The sequence below is a fragment of the Paenibacillus sp. sgz302164 genome (genome assembly GCF_056120505.1).
Map to the genome: position 1 here is coordinate 61,025 of NZ_JBVYOL010000021.1, position 17,695 is coordinate 78,719.

Sequence of the window (17,695 nt, forward strand, 5' to 3'; positions counted from 1 at the left end):
GCGAATGACGGTTTTGAACATAAGCGGCTTGAATTTGCGCGCGGGGCGGAGGCCAATTGTCCGCGATCTGGACCTGTCTGTCGGAGCACAGGAGTGGGTTGCTTTAATCGGTGAAAGCGGCAGCGGTAAAACGTTGACCGGTTTATGCGCGGGGGGCCTGCTTCCGGACGCCGTCACGGTGGAATCCGGCAGCATTTGGATCGGCGGACAAGCTTTGGCGGAGCTTTCGGAGAAGCAGGCAAGCCGACTGCGCGGGAAGGAAATCGCGTATATTTTTCAGGACTATACGGGCATGTTCAGCCCTTTTATCCCATTAGGCAAACAGCTGGATGAAACGCTGCAAACACACTTTTCGCTGGGGCGCAAGGAGCGCAGGGAACGAATTTTGCGCATCCTGGACGAAGTTCATTTGCCTGCAAAACAAGTATACGACAGCTATCCGTTCCAATTAAGCGGCGGCCAACTGCAGCGGGTATCTATTTCGGCGGCGATGATGCTTCAGCCCAAACTGCTTATAGCCGATGAACCGACCACTGCGCTGGATAGAGTCACCGGAGAGGAAATACTCGGCTTGATGGCCGGATTAAAAGAGAGGACAGGCTGCTCCATTCTGTTCATTACCCATGATCTGAGGCATGTTAGGCGTTATGCGGATAAAATAGTCGTGGTGAAAAGCGGCTGCATGGTGGAGTCGGGCGATGCCGCGGCTGTGCTGCAGGAACCTTCGCATCCATACACGAAACAGCTTTTTGCCGCTGCACCCGTCTTGCAGCAAACGGCCTGTTCGGCTGTGGAGCGGGAAAGCGGCGCTGTTGCTGTTGCGGACACCGGCGATCTTCTTGCCGTGCGCGACATTACCAAAACGTATCCCAAAGGAGTTAGGGCGCTGCAGGGAGTGTCGCTTACGGTCAGACCCGGCGAGTGCTTGGGGCTTGTGGGGGAAAGCGGCAGCGGCAAAACTACGTTAGCCCGGTGTTTATTGCTGATGGAAAAACCGGATGCCGGGGAAATATGGTTTCAGCATATGCGGCTTGACAAGCGGAGCGGCGGCGGGCATAAAGCTATCGGCGGCCGTGTTCAAGCCGTGTTTCAAAATCCTTCCTCCGCTTTGAACCCGCGGCTGACCGTGCTGGATTCGCTTATGGAGCCGCTGGATGTATTCAAGGACAAAATGCCCGCGTTTCTTGGGGATTTAAGAAACAACCGCAGCCAAGCGGCAAAATTGCTGCTGGAACTGGTGGGGCTTCCGGCCGATGCGCTGCACCGGTATCCTCATGAGCTGAGCGGCGGCCAGAAGCAGCGGGTTTCCATCGCCAGAGCAATCAGCATCGAGCCCTCTTTCATTATTCTCGATGAGCCGACGTCTAGCCTGGATACGCTCGCTCAAGCGCAGATTCTCAAGCTGTTAAAGGGGCTGCAGGAGCAGCTAGGTTTTTCCTGTTTGTTCATCTCGCACGATTTGGCCGCCGTACATTTCATGTCCAGTCGGATCATGGTCATGCAAAACGGACGGGTGATCGATGAGTGCGGCAGAGACAGCTTAGTTGCTCCGGATCGACATGAATATACGAAACGTCTGTTAAGACTGTGAGATTTCGTAGATGTCTAAGCGGACGAGGGAATTAGCGGCACGGGAACCAAACATCGGACTGATTTTAACCGAATGATTCAAGATGCGAGGGATGGCAAGATCGACCTCATATTGGTCAAATCGATATCGAGATTTTCGAGAAACACATTAGATTTGCTCAAGTATGTTCGCGAACTGAAGAGTTTAGGCGTAGCTGTCCTATTTGAAAAAGAGAATATTAACACTCGAATCCTCTGGAGAAGTATTCCTGACGATCTTCAGTTCCATTGCACAGGACGAAAGTAGGAACATTTCAGAAAATTCACGTTGGGGCATTCTGAAGGGATTCCAGAACGGCAAAGTAATATGTAACACCACTCGCTTCCTTGGCTACGATAAGGATGAACACGGCGAACTGGTCATTAACGAAAAAGAAGCCGAAATTGTACGCCGGATATACGAGGAGTATTTGGAAGGCAAAAGTTATGAAGCTATCGCCAAAGGCTTGATGCGAGACAAAATCAAAACAGTCACCGGCGGCGATAAATGGTGGGATTCTTTAATCACGATTATCCTGACCAATGAAAAATATTACGGAGCCTTGCTTCAGCAGAAAACAGTCACAGTTGATTTTCTCACCCATAAGCGCATCAAAAATCACGGACAAGAACAGCAATATCTCATTGAAGATAACCATGAGCCAATTATCTCCAAGGAAATGTTCGAAGCGGTGCGGAAAGAAAAAGAGCGCCGCGCTATGCTGAAGGGCAATACAATGAGCAAACGTAAAAAATACTCCAGCAAATATGCACTGAGCAGCAAAGTGTTCTGCGGATGCTGCGGAGCCAACTTTAAACGCCGAACATGGAACAGCAACAACGCATACAAAAAAGTCGTATGGCAATGCAGAACTTATGTCAATGAAGGTAAAGAAGCATGTGCTGCAGGATGCATTTGTGCGACTGTTTAACCGAATGCATGAAAATAAAGATGGATTTATCCGAACGCTTAAGGCGAATATTGAAACAATTTTGTCTAAGCGATTAGGCCATGAACCGATAAACGAGATTGATAAGCAAATGGAGCAATTGAAAACCGACCTCAAGGGATTGGTAAATTTGAAGCTTCGGGATCAGATTGACGAGACGGTGTACAATGAAGAAAACGCTCGGATATCCCAAGAGTTGGATACACTTCGTCAGAAGAAAGCTCTCCTTGAGAAAGACAACGATCAAAAAGCCCAAGTTACACAACGTGTTCATGAAATCATACAAGTAATGAATGCGCGGCAGGATTTATTAGAACAATTTGACGATGACCTATTCCATACGCTGGTTGAGAAGATCACCCTTCTCTCGCCAGCGCATTTTGTTTTCACCCTAAAAAGTGGATTAGAGATTGAGGAAATCATCGAGTAACCTAAAGTCTCAAGTAACCAACAGCGTCAGATGGCATGGGTCGATTCCATGCTGTTTGCTCGTTAAAATTCCAAACGATTCTTGCTCAGATACAGATTTATTTCCTTCATCATCCCCATGCCATCCTTAACCCCTCTCAAATAAAGCCATTCCTTTTCAGCCGATTGCTGATATTGAATAACCTCCTCCCACTCAAGCACAATCACCAAAGCAGATTCATCCACTTGGCTTTTCAAACTCGTTAGCAATTTTGAAGACTTTTCGATTAATGGGACAATGTGCTCCTGCTGCTCCACCATGAGCGATACATCATCAAACCTCTGACGTAACCCCTTAACAACCCATTCCGGCCAATCTTCCATGTGCCTCTCCCCTTCCCTTCTTCGAGTGTGTGTATGTTAACTCTGATGGGACGGGATGGCAAGTTCATTTTAATTCGATACTAAAGCATTTTTTTCGTTGGATTTGATGGTATAATGTACCAAATGGGTGCTATAGGGTTGTTATAATTTAGGTCATTTATTATTTCTGATTAGAGATATGTAACAGTAACAATCAATATTTCAAAGAGAGTGATCCATAATGAATTTGATTCGCTTTTTAATTATTTCTATAATATTCTGGCTATTTGGATATTGGGCTATTTCATGGATTGCCTATACTCTGAAACTTGAATTGCTAAGAACCATCCTAGAAGTACTAGTCCTGCCTGTGATCATGGCAGTAACCTGTTATAACTTCTCTCTTGAGAAAAGACTTTATAATTACGCTCCCTACTTTATTATGTTCATACTAGTGGCTTATTTAGGTCAGTTTAAAAGTTATAAATTTTTTGATCAATTATTGCTTGGTAATAATATCAATGACCCTGAAGATATTCTCTGGGCAAGTTCTATTTTTCAGTATAATTTAGTTTTTTTTATTTTATTAGCTAGTATCGCTCAGATCTCTTTATTTAGAGAATACCGAAATTCAAAAATTTAATGAAAGCACGAATTTATCGACAGGGGGATGATAAATGAAGATTAGGGTCAACAACAAGGAACGCCAAGTAATAATTGATAACTACTTTCAAATTGGTGGGGCTATTGTTCCGAAACAGGTTTGTGAAGAGTGTGGAAGTGCAATTATTTACTACGATAAGTACGATAATGAATTTTGTGCTAATTGTAATAAATGGCTGAAAGCCCCATGCGGTGATGCAACTTGTTATTACTGTAGCAATCGCCCTTTTAAGCCATTGCAAGTAAGAACATTAGCAGATAAGGAAAATGAGGATAAATAAAAGAGCAATTTTATGCGAGGTGAGTATAATGCAGAAAGCCTTAATTCTTTACGCTTCCACTGAAAAAAAGAATAACTTAAATGAACTTAACCAATTATTAAATGAGGGATGGAAAGTAATTAGTCAGAGTGCAATGGGTGGCGGTGGTGGAAACAGCTTTGTATTTTCTTTGGTGATTTTAGAAAAAGTGTAAATAACATAAAATATGGATTTTAAAACAGACCAATTCATAATTCATTACTCTAAAGTATAATCTTAATGTCGCCCATTATTTGTGAACTGCGAAAGGTGGAATGGTAGTGAGCAATTACTCTCTTAATATCAATTTCGATTCAGCAACCCTAAACAAAATCCAACAAGAAGGACTACAAATTATCATTGCCAAGCAAGCTACTAATAATGATCATTCTGTCTCATGGATTGCGTTTAACCCATTTGAGAAAAACACAGTTTCTTGGGAAGATAGTTATTCGATGCACACCTCAAACGTTTATAATCCTATTATCGAAAATCAACCTGATAATAACTTACCAGTTAACTTTCTGTCTAAAGATGTTGTTATAAATGGTCAATTGATATCTGGCAGTCCCTTCACAACTACAATGTTGACTACTTCCTTAGATGAGACAAATAATCACGATTTCTCGAAACTCGCCGTCTATTTAGGAAATATTAATGATTCAGGCACAGAAATGACTGAGCAATCTCATGTGTTAGATTTTAATGGTGATGCCAAAGAATACACTTTAGAATACGATCCAAAAAACAATGTTTTCATAACCAAGGATTAATTTGCTGTGTCCGATGAAGTCTGATCCATTGATACAAGGTTAAACGAAAATTCATGACTAACGAAGCAGAACACATGATTGAAGTTACTCAATCAACAGAAAAGGTAAACCACATAATTGTGGTTGTTTTTATAGTAAGATATGACTTGCTTTAGACCTTGCATTCGGAAGATTGCAATATGCTTAATAAAAGAGAAGTTTCATGTGATTTGTTTTGATTGAAAATAAATTGACACTTTCGATCTGTTCAAAAAGACTACGAAAAGTGATTTAAATAAAGGGTTTACATGGGGGAATATCATAGAGTGGTTAAATAAATGGTTTCCCTTAATCTTTATTTTAATCGTTTTTTATTGTGTGATGAGATTTTTGATTTACTATAAATTCAAAGATATGACAACGGCCACAGCTAATATGATTATTGTAATTGGCGTTCTTCTCATAGTGTACTTTTTTTCTTGTTATATCTGCTATTGTTGATGATGACGTTAGGAATTCAAAATGAGATTTAATATCGACTGAAGTTGACCGAAGTTGATAAAATTCGTCCTTCATGTGATGTGATGTATTTACATATCGAAATGGTATGAAAAGATAATTTCAACTGATTTAAGGAAGGATTAAAAGAATGAAACTTTATGTCGTTAGTGGTAGTTTTAGAGGATATGAATACTCTGAATCTTTGACAATACTTAGTGACGCAGAAGAGAGCTCGCAGTCATATGTAGCACGCGGTACTAAAATAGATAAATCAAGTTTAAATCAAATTTCATATGAAAAATCTGATGGCTCATACTATATGTATTTATCGAACGAAAGTGAAATTCAGTCAGCTAGAAGAAGAATAAAGCTCCAGTTTGAAAAGGATTTTAATGCAAAAATTAAGAATATTAATGAATACTCTTTAGACTCAGAAATTATAAATAGTAGGTTCTATTAATAAAACAACAATTTCAACAGAAATAATCGGAAATCATTTGAAGATAAAAATCATGTAATTGATAAGTATTTTGAGCTAGAATCAAAATGAGGAGTACGACTATGAATGACTTTTATAAGGCATTAACATATGTAAATGAAACTTTTTACGCACCTAATGGCATAACGATAAATTCCATTCGAGAAGAAACCCAAAATTCAGATTATGGAGCTGGGGTATTTCAGCTAAATTCTAAATCGGTTAGATTTAGAGTTGCAAAAATAACACCTACCAAGATAGGACAGTTTGTTGCTTTTTGGGAAAAAGATTTAGATAATAAAAACCAAGCATTTTCATACGAAACTGCTACTGATTTGTTGGTTATTAATTCCTTTGCGAATAATAATTTTGGACAATTCGTTTTTCCAAAAGAAGTAATTGTAAAACGAAAAATCCTTAAAACGGCTACTGTAAAAGGAAAAATGGCAATTAGAGTTTACCCTAGTTGGGAAACTCCCACTAGCAAGGAAGCAATTGCGACCCAAAAATGGCAACTACCCTATTTTGTAGCTGTAGATAATAAGAATAGCTTACAAATACAACAACTTTTAAAACTATATTCCAGCTAATTGGTTAACCATGCATTTTTAGAAGAGTTAAACGAAGTATGTGACATGTTAGACAATAAATCAAATATTTCATTTGGAAAGCTGCGGTGGTTTATTATCTGGTTTGTAGGAGTTCAGCGAATTTTTGATAGTAGAGTCTACTTATTTGAGACAGAAGCTGAAGCAAAAGAAGAATACGAAAAATTGTTTGTGGAAAGTTGTGAAAATGATGGAGATATTGAAACAAAGATTATGCATGGAATAATATCTGAAATAGCTTACATAAACAAAATCGATGAAATAATGCTATTATTGTAAACAGCTTGTTACTAGTCCTTCATTGGAAAGGAGATTTTAATGCCAGCGTATTTCTCAATTGAGGCAGTATTTCCATTCAAATCATTTAACGACAGTTTCGTCAAGGATATCTATTCGATATTATTTACAAAATTTCCTTATCTGTCTGGGTACTGGAATAGTCAGGATAATAGTTTAATTGAGATTACTGAATGGAATCAAAAATTACTTGGTGAGAAATTTATTTTAGGATACGAAGACCATGTTAGTAATAACTATAAACAAATATTAATGTATGATGACCGTTTTAGTGAGATTAGGTCATATTGGACATACGGCTATGAGGAAATTAAACTTTCAATAATTATTCCTGAATATGACATGTTAGACAATGAAGATTGCTCATCAAAGTTTAGGGAAGAGCAGTTGGAGCCTATGAAAGATTTATGCTCTTTTATTTGGGCGAGAAGTCCAGTTATGCATATACAATCTTGCTTAGAATTAGATTATGGTTCAATAAGTACAAAGGAAATGCAAAGTGGTGAACTTCCCTCGATACGCCCCATAAGCATTGTAGAGAATCATATGTATAGTAATTTTAAAGATAAGTTGCAACCAAGTATTGAATCAAATCAGATACAAAGGAATGGAATATTAATGATAAATAAGAAGTCTTTAATAAATATTTTGTAGTCCGACCCGAATGTTGGAGAAAACTCCTAGGAATCATTTCCTAGGATAATTCCAAGAATTTATATGAATTGCGGGAAAACATAGAGAGTTCAACAAAATAGATTGAAAGCTCATTATATCCCTTTCGCCGTCTCGGCGCATGTGGAGTGCTGTGTGTCGCTTGTGAGAACGCAGTGATTTAGAGCCACATTTTCCTATTATGATAAACTCAAGTGTATTGCCGCTTGAGTTTTTTCAATTTTTATGCCGGCCAAATATCGCCGAGCGCATTTTGCGGGAGTATTTGGACAGCCTGCCGATGCCGATTGGGCAATGCGACTAGCTTTGCTCCGCAGGCCGCCGGTCCGGATTCTGGCCGTTTTCTACGGCTGACGGCCAAAGCAGGTGGCCAACCGGTCCGGCTCTAGTGGCTCGAAGTGAAAGGAGTCTGAGCTTTCATCCGGCTCTTTTCGCATAAAATGAAGGAATATGTCGAATCGAGGAGAATTTAACGATGTGATGTTCAATTATTAACTGTAGGATACTTGGTGCGAATATGAAAATGGGACAGGAAACGGGAACGATGAGAAAACAATTGACGGTATTGATCTGCATGATCGGTGTGTTTACCGTTGTTACATTGCTATTCATCCATGAATGGCTAAATCCTGCTTTTCAGTATCCGGAAGCGCGAGGAGGGGAGTTGGACGCAAGACAATGGAATTTTGCAAAGCAAGGGATTATACCGTTGCGGGGAGAATGGGAGTTTTATGAGAACAAGCTGCTAACTCCCCAAGATTTTCATGCCCATGGAGAAACGCTGCAAGCGGAGCGCCGAATCGTTCGCGTTCCCGGAGGCTGGAAGGGTCTAGTTTCCTCCGGCAGCGGGTACGGCGCGGGTACATATCGTCTGCACATTAAGGTTGGCAATCCGGATTTTTATAGCCTTAGAGCCAAAAAGATTCGCATGTCCAGCCACGTATATATGGGGGGATCGGACCTCGGCGGCACCGGAATACCGGATTTGTCAGCAGATCGATTTGTACCTAGCAATCTGCCGTTTTTCGGTACGATCAAAGCGGATACCGCTACTATTGACATCATCATCCAAGTGGTTAGCTTCCGCTATCTGGAAGGCGGACTGGTGCAGGCGCCGGAATTTGGTTTAACAGCAGACGTAATGGGCAGACGCGACAATGCCCGTCTGGCGGACATGATTGTCATCACTACGATGCTTGTATTCGGGATTTATTTCGCAGGTATGTTCAAGCAATGGCGGGAGGAGCCCTATCTCGCATTTTTCAGTTTGTTCTGCTTGTCGTTAGGGTTATTTTTCAGCATCGACAACGAAATCGTCATGGCGACCTTGTTCCCAACGATTTCCTTTCTATTTTTGCAGAAAATGCTGTTTATCCTGCCCTACTTTTCGATCTTCACATTTGCCCTCTATGTCTACCTGTACCTGGACCATATAGAACGATTGGGATTTAAGTGGCTGTGCCGGATTTCTTATGGATATTTGGCCATATTGGTCGCGATTCCTAACGAATATTTGGTCGATATTCTTTGGTCGGGGATCGTCCTGCAAATCACCGCTTTCGCTTTCATTCTTTTCTGGATTTTCCGCTATCGGGATCGCGGGGTTCAAGTTTACTATATTTTGTTGGGCGTATTTTTCCTCATCATTAGTTGGATTTATGCCCAAACACGCTATCAGTTGGCGTTGGACAACCCGTATTATATGATCGTAACGCCGTTGCTTCTCGTTCTATCGCAATCGTTCCTCATGTCGGACCGGGTTCGTGAGGCGTTCATGCGGAACGAGCGATTGGCCGAGCAACTGATCGTGTACGATCGCCAAAAAGATGAATTTCTCCTCCATACGTCCCACGAGTTCAAGACGCCGCTGCACGGCATTATCAATCTGGCGCAGGTGGTCATCGACCAGAGTGGCGTAGAATTAGCGCAGCGGCAGCGTGAGAATCTGGATTTCATCATTGCCCAGGCGACCGGCTTGTCTACGCTGGTCAACGATATTATCGATTTTCAGAGTTTGCAGCGCCGAAGCCTGACATTCCATAACCGGATTTTCGATGTCAGCGGCACAGTTCAGGCTACTCTGGAAGCGTTGAACTATTTGCGCAGGAACGAACAGGTGAGGCTGGTCAATCAGGTGCAGCCGGGAACCTATTATCTGTTTACAGACGAAAACCGCCTGAACCAAATACTCGTGAATCTGGTCGGCAATGCGCTGAAATTTACGGAACGGGGAAGCGTGGCGGTGGCCGCAGAATCGCGAGAAGGCTGGCTTCGTCTGACTTTTGCGGATACCGGTGCCGGGATGAACGCGGAGCGGCGGCAGCGGCTTTTTACAGACGATCTGATGGGCGGCGGTGGGGAACCAACGGATTCGGCGTATCACTCTTCCGGTCTGGGTTTGAAAATATCAAAGGCGCTTGCGGTGCAAATGGGTGGCGATCTGGAGCTGCAATGGTCGGAGCCGGAGCGGGGTTCGGTGTTCGAGCTGCGGCTGCCGGAGGCAACGGCTGCGCAGAAGGAACGGGAGCCCGGCCAGGGAGAGGCCGCGGCCGATCTGGAGCTGCAACCGCTACCCGGAGCGGGCACGCCGACGGTGGAAGACCCCTCGCTGCGTGCGGCGGAGCGGTCCGGCGAGGTGAAGATTCTGCTCGTCGATGACGATGCCTCCAACATTAAGGTGCTGCGGGAGCTGCTTGCACCAAGCCGTTATGAAGTTCTCGCGGCCTACAACGGAGCGGACGCGCTCAGGCTGATTGAGCAGCGCCAAGGCGATTTGTCGCTTGTCCTTCTCGACGTGATGATGCCTGAGATGTCAGGGTATGAAGTGTGCAGACGCATTCGGGACGAGCATCCGATCTACAAGCTGCCGGTTCTTCTCTTGACGGTGCGCAATTCGCCTGCCGATATTGCCGCGGGCTTTGAAGCGGGAGCCAATGACTTTCTGGTGAAGCCGTTCGACGGCAGAGAGTTAATGACGCGGGTGAAGACGTTGCTTCAGCTCAAGGAAGCGGTTCAGCATGCCGTTCAAGTGGAAACCCTCTTCTTGCAATCGCAGATCAAACCGCATTTTATTTATAATGCTTTAAGCGGCATTATATCATTGTGTTACAGCGACGGAGCGCGGGCGGGCAAGCTGTTGGGCGAATTCAGCAATTATTTGCGGCTCAGCTTCGATCTTGACCCTCATCATGCCAAAGTCAGCCTGAATCGAGAGCTTTCCCTAGTGAAATCTTATGTCGAACTGGAACAGGCGCGTTTCGGCGAACGGTTGAAGGTGGATTGGGACACGGACGCTTCCAGGGAGACGCTGATTCCCGCGCTGATCATTCAGCCGCTCGTCGAAAACGCGATCCGCCACGGTTTGATGAAGCGCATATCGGGAGGTACGGTCCTCATTCAAACGATTGCGGAGCAGCAGGGATTGCGAATTGTGGTTCAAGACGATGGAGTCGGCATGTCCGCGGAACAACGGGAAACGATCCTGTCGCCGGATCGATCGGGCGGCGGAGGCATTGGTCTTATCAACGTGCATAAACGGCTCATGAACGAATACGGACAAGGCCTGCAATTCGAGAGTGTTCAAGGGAAAGGCACGAAAGTGACGATCTCGATTCCTTCTCGTAAGCAACCAGACCGACCAAGCGGGTGAATGGGGAAATGAGAGCTATCGTCGTAGACGACGAACGATTAATTGCAGAGCATATTGACAGGCTTCTTACTGACGCGGGGATCGAAGTTTTGGGCTGCTTCACGAATCCTTATGAAGCGTTGGAGATGACGAAGGCGTTGCGGCCTGATGTGCTGTTCCTAGATATCGAAATGCCGGAGATGAGCGGACTGGATATCGCGGAGAAAGTATATTCGGACAACCTTGATTCGGAAGTCGTCTTTATTACCGCCTACAACCAATATGCCATCGATGCTTTTCGGGTGAACGCGCTCGATTATTTGCTGAAGCCGGTTATGGAGGAAGATTTGAACCGCTCGCTGGAGCGGATCAGGAAGAGACGAAAAGTGCGCGTGGAGACTCAGGGAAAGACCGGTAGCCCGCAAGTGGCAGTCTCTCTTTTTGGCAAGTTTTCCGTCTATCTCGGCGATAATCCGGAACCGGTTCGCTGGGTGACGTCCAAATGCGCGGAGCTATTCGCTTACATGCTCCTGCAGCAAGGTGATAAGGAAGTAAGCAAATGGCAGTTGTTCGAGGCGCTCTGGAACGAGAAAAACATGGAAAAGGCGGACATTAATCTGCGAAGTACCGTCAGCAGGGTCAACAAGACGCTGAGGGAGCTCCATGCAGGCATGGCGCTCGTCTCCGTCAGAAACGGGTATCGGCTGACAATGTCCGATGATGCGCTCATTGTCGATGCCGATTCATTGGAGCGCTTCGTGCTCGATTCCGTCGAGATCGGCCCGGAAAACCTGAATCGCGTCGAGCAGCTCGTCTATCGCTGCAATCCTCCGGTTCTGCAAGAGTTCAGCGGCGATTGGTGCGAGTCTTACCGGAACCGATATCGTCAGTATTTCCTTCATCTTGGAGTAAAGTTGCTCTCTTATTATGAGAGCGTGGAGACGGAACCTCTCAAAACGTTGCGCCTGGCGGAGATGTTGGTTGGCCATGATCCTTATAACGATTCGCTTAGGGCAGCGGCGATGAAACTCCATTATCAACTAGGAGGTCAGAAGCGGGCGGCTGCTTATTATGAAGCGTATGCCAAGCTTTTGAAGACGGAGTTGGGTGCGAAGCCGGGCGATGCGCTTGCCGCTTTGTTTTGTAAATTGACCGATTGAAATACATAAATGGAATAGACGCGCTAAAAGGAACCTGTGGTCCATACGGATCGGGTTCCTTTTCTTTTTGCAACAATTTTGCAACATCGCACGAGCTATGATGTCGTATGCGATAATATTTTGTCGAAGAATTCAAAGAAGGGTGGATCTCGAAAATGATTCAAAGAACGATGAAACGTTGGATAGCTATTGTCATGGTATTATTATTAATTGCGGCCAATCTTCCTCAGAATGCTTATGCAGATTCTCTTGACGAGTGGAATATCCGGAATCCGTTGCCCACGGGTAATGTTCTATATGGCGTCACCTACGGAAACGGTACGTATGTGGCGGTAGGGGCCGATGGAACGATTGTAGCCTCCAGCGACGGAGCGGACTGGACGAGCCGAACGAGCGGCACTTCGAGTCATCTATTGGGCGTCACCTACGGAAACGGGACGTATGTGGCGGTGGGGACCAGTGGAACGATTGTGACCTCCGGCGATGGAGCGAACTGGACGAGCCGAACAAGCGGCACTACTTATGCTCTAAATGGCGTTACCTTCGTAAACGGCAAGTATGTGGCAGTGGGGGAAAGTGGAACGATTGTAATTTCCATTGACGGAGTGAGCTGGACGAGCCTAACGAACGACCATCGGGATAATCTATTTGGCGTTACCTACGGAAACGGAACGTATGTGGCGGTGGGTGCACTTGGAGTGACTGTAACCTCCAGCGACGAAGCGAGCTGGACGAGCCAATCGGGCGACACTACGGATTATCTATTTGGCGTCACTTACTCAAATGGGACGTATGTGGCGGTGGGGAACAATGGAATGATTAAGACCTCCATCGACGCAGCGAGCTGGACGAGACTACCGAGCGGCACTACGGATAGTCTGAAGGGCGTCACTTACGGAAACGGCATGCATTTGGCGGTGGGGGGCAATGGAACGATTGTGACCTCCGGCGACGGAGCGAACTGGACGAGCCGAACGAGCGGCACTACGAATGAACTATTTGGCGTTACCTACGGAAACGGAACGTATGTGGCGGTGGGGTACAATGGAACGATCGTAACCTCCAGCGACGGAGTGAGCTGGACGAGCCGAACGAGAGGCACTACGAATGATCTAAATGGTATTACCTACGGAAACGACACATATGTGGCGGTGGGGGCCAATGGAACGATTGTAACTTCAAGCGACGGAGCGAGCTGGACGAGCCGAACGAGCGGCAACCTGAATAATGTATATGGTGTCACCTACGGAAACGGGACTTATGTGGCGGTGGGGTACAGTGGAACGATTGTGACCTCCGGCGATGGAGCGAACTGGATGAACCGAACAAGCGGCACTCCTAAAGCTCTATATGGCGTCACCTACGGAAACGGCAAGTATATGGCAGTGGGGGCCAATGGAACGATTGTGGCCTCCAGCGATGGAGCGAATTGGACGAGCCAAACGAGCAGCACTACGAATTATCTATTTAGCGTCACCTACTCAAACGGCACATATGTGGCAGTGGGGGATGCTGGAACGATTGTGACCTCCAGCGATGGAACGAACTGGATGAGCCAAACAAGCGGTACTCCTAAAGCTCTATATGGCGTCACCTACGAAAACGGCATATATGTGGCGGTGGGTGCCGATGGAACGATTGTAACCTCCAGCAATGGAGCGAGTTGGACGGGCGGAACGAGCGGCACTACGAATCCTCTGAGGGGCGTCACCTACTCAAACGGCATGTACGTGGCGGTGGGGGAAAGTGGAACGATTGTGACCTCCAGCGACGGTGCGAGTTGGACGAGCCGAATGAGCGGCACCACGAATCCTCTGAGGGGCGTCACCTACGGCTACGGAACGTATATGGCGGTGGGTATGACTGGAAAGATTATACAATCCGCCCCAGCGCCGGCAGTCAACAGCGTGAGCGTCAGCCCGAGCAGCGCAAGCGTGGTGCAAGGAGGAAGCAAAAAGCTCACGGCCGTGGTAGATGCGGTGGGAGGCGCGGCAGAGACGGTCACATGGACGAGCAGCGACGCAAGCAACAAAGTGGCGGTGGACGGCACGGGGAACGTGACGGTCGCGGCGAATGCCTTTCCGGGGAATTATACGATCACGGCAACGTCAACAGTGGATGGCAGCAAAAAAGGGACAGCGACGATTACCGTTACTGCGGCAGGTTCAACCATTTTTAATCAAGATGGCATTGGTTATAGCGGCACAATTGCACCCGCGCCAATTGGATCCACTGTGAGGATGTCCGTGTACAATAATTGGCCTAGCAATCTCTCAAGAGGAAGCTTTGCTTTTTCCGGCGGGGTATTCGATGGACAACACATCTGGATGATTCCATATTCCGCCGATAGCCTGCTTAAGGTGGACAAAGATACGGGTGCGATGACCGCTTACAACAATTGGCCTAGCGGATTTACCAAAACCCCGAGCGATCCTTTTCAGTCTATTCAGGCTTTCCAGGGGGGAGTATACGATGGGAATTCCATTTGGCTCATTCCCTATAGCGCTGACAGGGTTATAAAGGTAGATAAAAACACTGGGGAAATGACGGGTTACAGTGACTGGCCCGAAGGGACGACTTCCATTGGCGCGACCGCTTTTATGGGAGGGGTTTTTGACGGGCGGAATATTTGGTTCGTCCCTTATAAAGTGAACAAAGTAATTAAGCTTGACACCGTTACCGGGGTAATGACAGGGTACGAGGACTGGCCCGCCGGATTCAATCATGGCACTTATGCATTTGGCGGCGGTCTTTTCGACGGACAGAATGTCTGGTTAATTCCCTCTGAAGCCAATCAAGTGATCAAAATCAATCCAGAAACCGGAACTATGACAGCTTATAGTAACTGGCCCGCCGATTTTTCGAAAAATACAGCAAGGTTCACGGGAGGAATTTTCGACGGCCAAAATGTGTGGATGATCCCTTCTAATGCAGATCGGGTTATCAAAATGAATACAACCGACGGTACCATGACGAGTTACAATGCTTGGCCGGATGGATTAACGGAAAAATATTTTTTTGGCGGTTCATTCGATGGGCAAAATATCTGGATGGTCTCTGCCTCGGCAAATTCTTCTGTCGTCAAGATTAATACAGTTACGGGTGAGATGACCGGATACAGTAATTGGCCCGATGGGATCAATAGAGGCCCCATGCCTTTCCGGGGCGGGGTATTCGACGGCGATAGCGTTTGGATGATTCCCTTTACCGCGGACGGCTTGGTTAAGCTGGGCAATCCCGCCTACACCCTGACCTACACGGCTGGTGCGAACGGCACGATCACAGGCAATGTGACGCAGACGGTGAGCAGTGGCGGTTCCGGCACAGCCGTGACGGCAGTGGCGAATCCCGGCTATCACTTCGCCAGTTGGAGCGATGGCAACACGCAAGCGACGCGAACGGACACGAACATTACGGCAAACTTGAGCGTAACGGCGACATTCGCGCAGGATCGTATCTCATCTGGTTCCGGCGTTTCCACGACACCGGAGACAACCAATAACGGTGTAGAGATATTTGTTAACGGGAAAGTAGAAACTGCGGGAACAGCCTCCACAAGTAAGCGAAACGACCAGACCGTGACTACGATTGTCGTCGATCAGAAGAAACTGGAGGACAAGCTCGCGGCGGAAGAAAAAGGCGCTGTTATCACCATTCCGATTGCCGCCAAGTCCGATGTCTTCATCGGCGAACTGAATGGCCTAATGGTGAAGAACCTGGAAGACAAGCAGGCGGTTGTAGCGATTAAAACGGACAAAACGACATACACACTTCCTGCTCAGCAGATCAATATCGACGCTGTATCCGACAAGATCGGCAAGTCAGTTGCCTTGCAGGATATTAAGGTACAAATCGAGGTTGCGGCGCCAACAGCGGATAAGGTGAAAGTAGTAGAAGATGCGGCAGAGAAGGGCGCGTTCACGCTTGTCGTTCCGCCGGTAGAATTTACGGTTAGAGCCTCATACGGAGAGAAGACCATCGAAGTATCCACATTCAACGCCTATGTGCGTAGAACGATTGCGATCCCGGATGGCGTTGACCCGAGCAAGATTACGACGGGCGTTGTGGTCGAATCTGATGGAACGGTCCGCCACGTTCCGACTAAGATTGATGTGATCGATGGCAAGTATTACGCAACAATCAACAGCTTGACCAACAGCACCTACTCCGTCGTCTGGCATCCGCTTGAATTCAGCGATGTTGCGAAACATTGGGCGAAAGACGCCATCAATGATATGGGAACTCGGATGGTCATTCAGGGCACTGGGGGCGGCCAGTTCAGTCCTGACCGGGATATTACGCGCGCCGAGTTCGCGGCTATCGTCGTTCGAGGTTTGGGGCTCAAACCGGATAATGGAGCGACGCCATTCTCGGATGTGAAGGCAACGGATTGGTACAGCGGCGCGGTCAATACTGCTTATACGTACAATCTGATCACGGGCTTCGAGGATGGAACATTCCGACCGAATGACAAAATTACGCGCGAACAGGCGATGGTAGTGCTCTCCAAAGCGATGAAGGTCACCGGATTGAAAGACAAGCTTTCCGTTCAATCGGCAGATACGGCACTTCGTCCGTTTGGAGATGCGACAGCCGTACCCAAGTGGGCGCTAAGCAGCGTTGCGGATAGTGTGCAAGCAGGGATTGTAGAGGGAAGAAACGGTGCTGCACTTGCGCCGAAAGCCAACATGACCAGAGCTGAAGTGGCAATGATTATTCAGAAACTGTTGCAAAAATCGGGTCTGATTTAATTAGAAATCAGTAGTCAACCCAAAGAGATCCCATATTCCCTTCCCTGGTGGACACATTCCGCATGGGGGAGGGATTGCTTTTTTCGATTACATCATGAAATTGAGAGCACTCAACCTTTTCAAGACGGCAACGGTCGTGTCGGCAGCGGCGGACAACGGACGGCTGTCGCCGCGCTGTTCGGCAAGTTCGCACATTATTTGTATGTTGGTCTGGAGCCGGTTCGCTGGGTAACATCCAAGTGCGCGGAGCTGCTCGCTTATATGCTGCTGCAGCCCTGGGAGAAGGAGGTCAGCAAGTGGGAACTGTTCGAGGCGCTCTGGCCGGCCCAGAATACGGAGAAAGCAGGCATCAACCTGCGAAGCACGGTTAGCAAAATCAACAAGATGTTACGGGATTGCCGTTCGGGGATGGCGCTGGCTTCTGTCAGGAATGGCTACAGGCTGGTCTTGTCCGATGAAGCGCCGGCTGTGGACGCGGTGGAATTGGAGCTTTTCGAGCTGGACGCCGTCGAGCCGGACCCGGATAATCTGGCCCATGTCGAGTAGCTCGTCCACCG

The 17,695-nt window shown here is 46.7% G+C and carries 17 protein-coding genes; 16 read left to right on the plus strand and 1 reads right to left on the minus strand.

From position 1 onward, the window contains the following. Positions 1 to 4 precede the first annotated feature (4 nt). The 4 genes from nikE to AC0LWT_RS28610 all read left to right on the plus strand — a co-directional run bounded on the left by nikE (position 5) and on the right by AC0LWT_RS28610 (position 2,988). Positions 5 to 1,591: a nickel ABC transporter ATP-binding protein NikE gene (gene nikE, locus AC0LWT_RS28595; RefSeq protein ID WP_474684693.1), complete on the plus strand. Its 1,587-nt coding sequence runs from the start codon at positions 5 to 7 to the stop codon at positions 1,589 to 1,591. A gap of 72 nt (positions 1,592 to 1,663) precedes the next feature. Then, the gene (locus AC0LWT_RS28600) at positions 1,664 to 1,876 is read left to right on the plus strand and encodes a recombinase family protein (RefSeq protein ID WP_474684694.1); all 213 of its coding nucleotides are present in this window, start codon (positions 1,664 to 1,666) and stop codon (positions 1,874 to 1,876) included. Then, positions 1,794 to 2,540 (plus strand): recombinase family protein, encoded by a 747-nt coding sequence (locus tag AC0LWT_RS28605; RefSeq protein WP_474684695.1) that lies wholly within the window; start codon positions 1,794 to 1,796, stop codon positions 2,538 to 2,540. Before AC0LWT_RS28600 ends, AC0LWT_RS28605 begins: the two co-directional genes overlap by 83 nt. After that, a complete protein-coding gene (locus AC0LWT_RS28610) occupies positions 2,527 to 2,988 on the plus strand; it encodes a hypothetical protein (RefSeq protein ID WP_474684696.1) in 462 nt (153 codons plus the stop codon). The genes AC0LWT_RS28605 and AC0LWT_RS28610 overlap by 14 nt, the downstream gene beginning before the upstream one ends. Positions 2,989 to 3,050: 62 nt before the next feature. Here the strand turns inward: AC0LWT_RS28610 and AC0LWT_RS28615 are convergent, their stop codons facing one another. Beyond that, positions 3,051 to 3,350 (minus strand): hypothetical protein, encoded by a 300-nt coding sequence (locus AC0LWT_RS28615; RefSeq protein ID WP_474684697.1) that lies wholly within the window; start codon positions 3,348 to 3,350, stop codon positions 3,051 to 3,053. A gap of 220 nt (positions 3,351 to 3,570) precedes the next feature. On the opposite strand from AC0LWT_RS28615, the gene AC0LWT_RS28620 reads away from it, so the two are divergent. The 12 genes from AC0LWT_RS28620 to AC0LWT_RS28675 all read left to right on the plus strand — a co-directional run bounded on the left by AC0LWT_RS28620 (position 3,571) and on the right by AC0LWT_RS28675 (position 17,684). Continuing rightward, entirely contained in the window at positions 3,571 to 3,972 is a 402-nt protein-coding gene (locus AC0LWT_RS28620; RefSeq protein ID WP_474684698.1) for a hypothetical protein, read from the plus strand. A gap of 34 nt (positions 3,973 to 4,006) precedes the next feature. Continuing rightward, the gene (locus AC0LWT_RS28625; RefSeq protein WP_474684699.1) at positions 4,007 to 4,273 is read left to right on the plus strand and encodes a hypothetical protein; all 267 of its coding nucleotides are present in this window, start codon (positions 4,007 to 4,009) and stop codon (positions 4,271 to 4,273) included. A gap of 28 nt (positions 4,274 to 4,301) precedes the next feature. Continuing rightward, on the plus strand, positions 4,302 to 4,466 hold the full coding sequence (locus tag AC0LWT_RS28630; protein WP_474684700.1) for a hypothetical protein: 165 nt from the start codon (positions 4,302 to 4,304) through the stop codon (positions 4,464 to 4,466). Positions 4,467 to 4,572: 106 nt separating this feature from the next. After that, entirely contained in the window at positions 4,573 to 5,064 is a 492-nt protein-coding gene (locus tag AC0LWT_RS28635) for a hypothetical protein (protein WP_474684701.1), read from the plus strand. 628 nt (positions 5,065 to 5,692) lie between these two features. Next, on the plus strand, positions 5,693 to 6,004 hold the full coding sequence (locus AC0LWT_RS28640; protein ID WP_474684702.1) for a hypothetical protein: 312 nt from the start codon (positions 5,693 to 5,695) through the stop codon (positions 6,002 to 6,004). Positions 6,005 to 6,105: 101 nt separating this feature from the next. Continuing rightward, entirely contained in the window at positions 6,106 to 6,612 is a 507-nt protein-coding gene (locus tag AC0LWT_RS28645) for a MepB family protein (RefSeq protein WP_474684703.1), read from the plus strand. A gap of 45 nt (positions 6,613 to 6,657) precedes the next feature. Then, positions 6,658 to 6,909 carry a hypothetical protein gene (locus AC0LWT_RS28650; protein ID WP_474684704.1) on the plus strand — a complete coding sequence of 84 codons (252 nt, stop codon included), beginning with the start codon at positions 6,658 to 6,660 and terminating at the stop codon, positions 6,907 to 6,909. Between the two features lie 39 nt (positions 6,910 to 6,948). Further along, positions 6,949 to 7,581, plus strand: a complete 633-nt coding sequence (locus tag AC0LWT_RS28655; protein WP_474684705.1) for a hypothetical protein — start codon at positions 6,949 to 6,951, stop codon at positions 7,579 to 7,581. A 562-nt stretch (positions 7,582 to 8,143) separates the two neighbouring features. Continuing rightward, a complete protein-coding gene (locus tag AC0LWT_RS28660) occupies positions 8,144 to 11,248 on the plus strand; it encodes a hybrid sensor histidine kinase/response regulator (RefSeq protein ID WP_474684706.1) in 3,105 nt (1,034 codons plus the stop codon). A gap of 8 nt (positions 11,249 to 11,256) precedes the next feature. Next, the gene (locus AC0LWT_RS28665; RefSeq protein WP_474684707.1) at positions 11,257 to 12,387 is read left to right on the plus strand and encodes a response regulator; all 1,131 of its coding nucleotides are present in this window, start codon (positions 11,257 to 11,259) and stop codon (positions 12,385 to 12,387) included. A gap of 155 nt (positions 12,388 to 12,542) precedes the next feature. Continuing rightward, complete coding sequence (locus AC0LWT_RS28670) at positions 12,543 to 17,138, plus strand: S-layer homology domain-containing protein (protein WP_474684708.1); 4,596 nt, start codon at positions 12,543 to 12,545, stop codon at positions 17,136 to 17,138. Between the two features lie 198 nt (positions 17,139 to 17,336). Beyond that, a complete protein-coding gene (locus tag AC0LWT_RS28675; RefSeq protein ID WP_474684709.1) occupies positions 17,337 to 17,684 on the plus strand; it encodes an AfsR/SARP family transcriptional regulator in 348 nt (115 codons plus the stop codon). Positions 17,685 to 17,695 lie beyond the last annotated feature (11 nt).